At 54.7% G+C, this 5472-nt stretch carries 3 rRNA genes; all 3 read right to left on the reverse strand.

Annotated features, from left to right (window positions below):
- Positions 1 to 62: ribosomal RNA gene (gene rrf / locus ACYVGI_RS19075) — 5S ribosomal RNA — on the reverse strand; the annotation flags it as partial.
- Positions 63 to 198: 136 nt separating this feature from the next.
- Positions 199 to 3315 (reverse strand): 23S ribosomal RNA (locus ACYVGI_RS19080).
- A 439-nt stretch (positions 3316 to 3754) separates the two neighbouring features.
- Positions 3755 to 5278: ribosomal RNA gene (locus tag ACYVGI_RS19085) — 16S ribosomal RNA — on the reverse strand.
- Between the last annotated feature and the right edge of the window lie 194 nt (positions 5279 to 5472).

The raw sequence follows: 5472 nt of genomic DNA on the forward strand, positions 1-5472 counted from the left end.
AGAGTCTTAGCTTCCGGGTTCGGAATGTGACCGGGCGTTTCCCTCTCGCTATGGCCGCCGAAACACTATTGATGTATCAAAGTGAACGGACCAATCTGCTGATTGGTTCGGTTCTCGACCGTACATCGAGAACCACATAGTGGACGCAAGCAATCTTTGGCCTCACACACCAGCCTTACAACATGTGTGTGAGTAGTGATTATCAAGTTATCGGCTTATTAGTACCGGTCAGCTCCATGGGTCTTTAGTCCCCACTTCCACATCCGGCCTATCAACCCAGTAGTCTAGCTGGGAGCCTCTCGCCCGAAGGCATGGAAATCTCATCTCAAGGCCGGCTTCCCGCTTAGATGCTTTCAGCGGTTATCCATCCCGAACGTAGCTAATCAGCGGTGCTCCTGGCGGAACAACTGACACACCAGAGGTTCGTCCAACCCGGTCCTCTCGTACTAGGGTCAGATCCTTTCAAATTTCCTACGCGCGCAGCGGATAGGGACCGAACTGTCTCACGACGTTCTAAACCCAGCTCGCGTACCGCTTTAATGGGCGAACAGCCCAACCCTTGGGACCTACTCCAGCCCCAGGATGCGACGAGCCGACATCGAGGTGCCAAACCATGCCGTCGATATGGACTCTTGGGCAAGATCAGCCTGTTATCCCCGAGGTACCTTTTATCCGTTGAGCGACAGCGCTTCCACAAGCCACTGCCGGATCACTAGTCCCGACTTTCGTCCCTGCTCGACTTGTCAGTCTCACAGTCAAGCTCCCTTGTGCACTTACACTCGACACCTGATTGCCAACCAGGTTGAGGGAACCTTTGGGCGCCTCCGTTACTTTTTGGGAGGCAACCGCCCCAGTTAAACTACCCACCAGGCACTGTCCCTGAACCGGATTACGGTTCGAAGTTAGATATCCAGAGTGACCAGAGTGGTATTTCAACAATGACTCCACGAACACTAGCGTGCCCGCTTCACAGTCTCCCACCTATCCTACACAAGCCACACCGAACACCAATACCAAGCTGTAGTAAAGGTCACGGGGTCTTTCCGTCCTGCTGCGCGTAACGAGCATCTTTACTCGTAGTGCAATTTCGCCGAGTTCGCGGTTGAGACAGCTGGGAAGTCGTTACGCCATTCGTGCAGGTCGGAACTTACCCGACAAGGAATTTCGCTACCTTAGGATGGTTATAGTTACCACCGCCGTTTACTGGGGCTTAAATTCTCAGCTTCGCCTTGCGGCTAACCGTTCCTCTTAACCTTCCAGCACCGGGCAGGCGTCAGTCCGTATACATCGTCTTGCGACTTAGCACGGACCTGTGTTTTTAGTAAACAGTCGCTTCCCACTGGTCTCTGCGGCCGTCAAACGCTCCCGGAGCAAGTCCGTTCACGCCTCAGGCCCCCCTTCTCCCGAAGTTACGGGGGCATTTTGCCGAGTTCCTTAACCACGATTCTCTCGATCTCCTTGGTATTCTCTACCTGACCACCTGAGTCGGTTTGGGGTACGGGCGGCTGGAACCTCGCGTCGATGCTTTTCTTGGCAGCATAGGATCACCGATTTCGTCACTTAAGACTACCCATCGTGCCTGGCCCTGTATGAGAGACGGATTTGCCTATCTCTCGGGTTACACACTTAGACCGGGACAACCATCGCCCGGCTCGGCTACCTTCCTGCGTCACACCTGTTAATACGCTAGCCGCACCAGCATAGGGTCGTGTGCTAGGCCCACACGTCTCAGCCCGAAGGCCTCGATCACGGGGATTCAGACACTTAGCATTACTGGATTAGCTTGGGCGGTTCTTCGCCGGTACGGGAATATCAACCCGTTGTCCATCGACTACGCCTGTCGGCCTCGCCTTAGGTCCCGACTTACCCAGGGCGGATTAGCCTGGCCCTGGAACCCTTGGTCTTTCGGAGGACGGGTTTCTCACCCGTCTTTCGCTACTCATGCCTGCATTCTCACTCGTGTAGCGTCCACGGCTGGTTCACACCGCCGCTTCACTCGCCACACGACGCTCTCCTACCCATCAACACGGCTGGACCACGAAGGCCTACCACTAATGTCAATGCCACAACTTCGGTGGCGTGCTTGAGCCCCGTTACATTGTCGGCGCGGAATCACTTGACCAGTGAGCTATTACGCACTCTTTCAAGGGTGGCTGCTTCTAAGCCAACCTCCTGGTTGTCTGTGCAACTCCACATCCTTTCCCACTTAGCACGCGCTTAGGGACCTTAGTTGGTGGTCTGGGTTGTTTCCCTCTCGACGATGAAGCTTATCCCCCACCGTCTCACTGCTGCGCTCTCACTTACCGGCATTCGGAGTTTGGCTGACGTCAGTAACCTTTTGGGGCCCATCGGCCATCCAGTAGCTCTACCTCCGGCAAGAAACACGCAACGCTGCACCTAAATGCATTTCGGAGAGAACCAGCTATCACGAAGTTTGATTGGCCTTTCACCCCTATCCACAGCTCATCCCCTCAGTTTTCAACCTAAGTGGGTTCGGTCCTCCACGACGTCTTACCGTCGCTTCAACCTGGCCATGGATAGATCACTTCGCTTCGGGTCTAGGACATGCGACTGAATCGCCCTATTCAGACTCGCTTTCGCTACGGCTACCCCTCACGGGTTAACCTCGCCACATATCGCTAACTCGCAGGCTCATTCTTCAAAAGGCACGCTGTCACCCCTACAAGGAGGCTCCAACGGTTTGTAAGCAAACGGTTTCAGGTACTATTTCACTCCCCTCCCGGGGTACTTTTCACCTTTCCCTCACGGTACTTGTCCGCTATCGGTCATCTGGGAGTATTTAGGCTTATCAGGTGGTCCTGACAGATTCACACGGGATTTCTCGGGCCCCGTGCTACTTGGGATACTCTTCACGCCATCAGAACATTTCGGCTACGGGGTTGGCACCCTCTATGACTGGCCTTTCAAAACCATTCGCCTATATTCCTCTGTAACGTTCGCTGTTCGGCAGAAGCAGCAGAAAAGTCCCACAACCCCGACCATGCAACGCCTGCCGGCTATCACACATGATCGGTTTAGCCTGATCCGGTTTCGCTCGCCACTACTAACGGAATCGCTTTTGCTTTCTCTTCCTGTGGGTACTGAGATGTTTCACTTCCCCACGTTCCCTCTACCCGCCCTATATATTCAGGCGGGAGTCACTGGGTCACCCAAAGGGCCCAGCGGGGTTTCCCCATTCGGAAATCCTCGGATCAAAGTTCGTTTATCAACTCCCCGAGGCTTATCGCAGATTACTACGTCCTTCTTCGGCTCCAGATGCCAAGGCATCCACCGTTTGCTCTTAGAAACTTGAAATCACATGAGTTTTAGAATCGATCGACTCACCCTCAAAGGGTGAGCAGATTGACCAATGATCTACCAGCACTCCCCGAAAGGAATGCTGTTTGATCTTGTGATCCGAGACCCGAAAGTCTCGAATCTAAGATGCTCGCGTCCACTGTGTAGTTCTCAAAGTACGGGCGGTACCCTCTCCGCCAGGCAAGTCATGCCCAACAAGAAAAGGTCCAGAGGTTCGTTTCCCGCTCCGAACGAAGCGAGGCCCGGTCCCTCAGGACCCAACAGCGTGCCTGTGCAGAACCTCCCAGTCCGAACCGTTCCTATCTCCAAAAGAGACGTACTGAGTTCGAGCCATTCAGCTCCACACCAATGTCAATGTTCCACCCATGAGCTAACCGGCTGAGACATTCGCTCAGATCCGGCGCCTGGACACCCGAGAGTGCCAGATGCTCCTTAGAAAGGAGGTGATCCAGCCGCACCTTCCGGTACGGCTACCTTGTTACGACTTAGTCCTAATCACCGATCCCACCTTCGACGGCTCCTTCCACAAGGGTTAGGCCACCGGCTTCGGGTGTTACCGACTTTCATGACTTGACGGGCGGTGTGTACAAGGCCCGGGAACGTATTCACCGCAGCGTTGCTGATCTGCGATTACTAGCGACTCCGACTTCATGAGGTCGAGTTGCAGACCTCAATCCGAACTGAGACCGGCTTTTTGGGATTCGCTCCACCTTACGGTATTGCAGCCCTTTGTACCGGCCATTGTAGCATGCGTGAAGCCCAAGACATAAGGGGCATGATGATTTGACGTCATCCCCACCTTCCTCCGAGTTGACCCCGGCAGTCTCCTATGAGTTCCCACCATTACGTGCTGGCAACATAGAACGAGGGTTGCGCTCGTTGCGGGACTTAACCCAACATCTCACGACACGAGCTGACGACAACCATGCACCACCTGTTTACGAGTGTCCAAAGAGTTGACCATTTCTGGCCCGTTCTCGTATATGTCAAGCCTTGGTAAGGTTCTTCGCGTTGCATCGAATTAATCCGCATGCTCCGCCGCTTGTGCGGGCCCCCGTCAATTCCTTTGAGTTTTAGCCTTGCGGCCGTACTCCCCAGGCGGGGCGCTTAATGCGTTAGCTGCGACACGGAAACCGTGGAATGGTCCCCACATCTAGCGCCCAACGTTTACGGCGTGGACTACCAGGGTATCTAATCCTGTTCGCTCCCCACGCTTTCGCTCCTCAGCGTCAGTTACGGCCCAGAGAACTGCCTTCGCCATCGGTGTTCCTCCTGATATCTGCGCATTCCACCGCTACACCAGGAATTCCATTCTCCCCTACCGCACTCTAGTCTGCCCGTACCCACTGCAGGCCCGAGGTTGAGCCTCGGGTTTTCACAGCAGACGCGACAAACCGCCTACGAGCTCTTTACGCCCAATAATTCCGGACAACGCTTGCACCCTACGTATTACCGCGGCTGCTGGCACGTAGTTAGCCGGTGCTTTTTCTGCAGGTACCGTCACTTTCGCTTCTTCCCTACTAAAAGAGGTTTACAACCCGAAGGCCGTCGTCCCTCACGCGGCGTTGCTGCATCAGGCTTGCGCCCATTGTGCAATATTCCCCACTGCTGCCTCCCGTAGGAGTCTGGGCCGTGTCTCAGTCCCAGTGTGGCCGGTCACCCTCTCAGGCCGGCTACCCGTCGTAGGCTTGGTGAGCCGTTACCTCACCAACTACCTGATAGGCCGCGAGTCCATCCTTGACCGAAATTCTTTCCACGCACAGGAGATGCCTCCGTACGTCATATCCGGTATTAGCTTCCGTTTCCGGAGGTTATCCCAGAGTCAAGGGCAGGTTACTCACGTGTTACTCACCCGTTCGCCACTAATCCCCCAGAGCAAGCTCCAGGTTCATCGTTCGACTTGCATGTGTTAAGCACGCCGCCAGCGTTCGTCCTGAGCCAGGATCAAACTCTCCGTAAATGTTTAGCTCCACGGCCGCAAGCGACCGGGAAACATTGTGCGAGAAGCGGACCGGAATAGGCCTGTTCTCCCCGCGAGTTGATCTGACTAGTTTCGAATATCTACTGACATTCTGTATCTAATCCAAAGGAATCTCTTGCCCAGCCGAAGCTGAACACGAGGTTTTTGGCATTTGACATTGTGCACGCTGTTGA

The sequence above is a fragment of the Leifsonia lichenia genome, assembly GCF_054780215.1.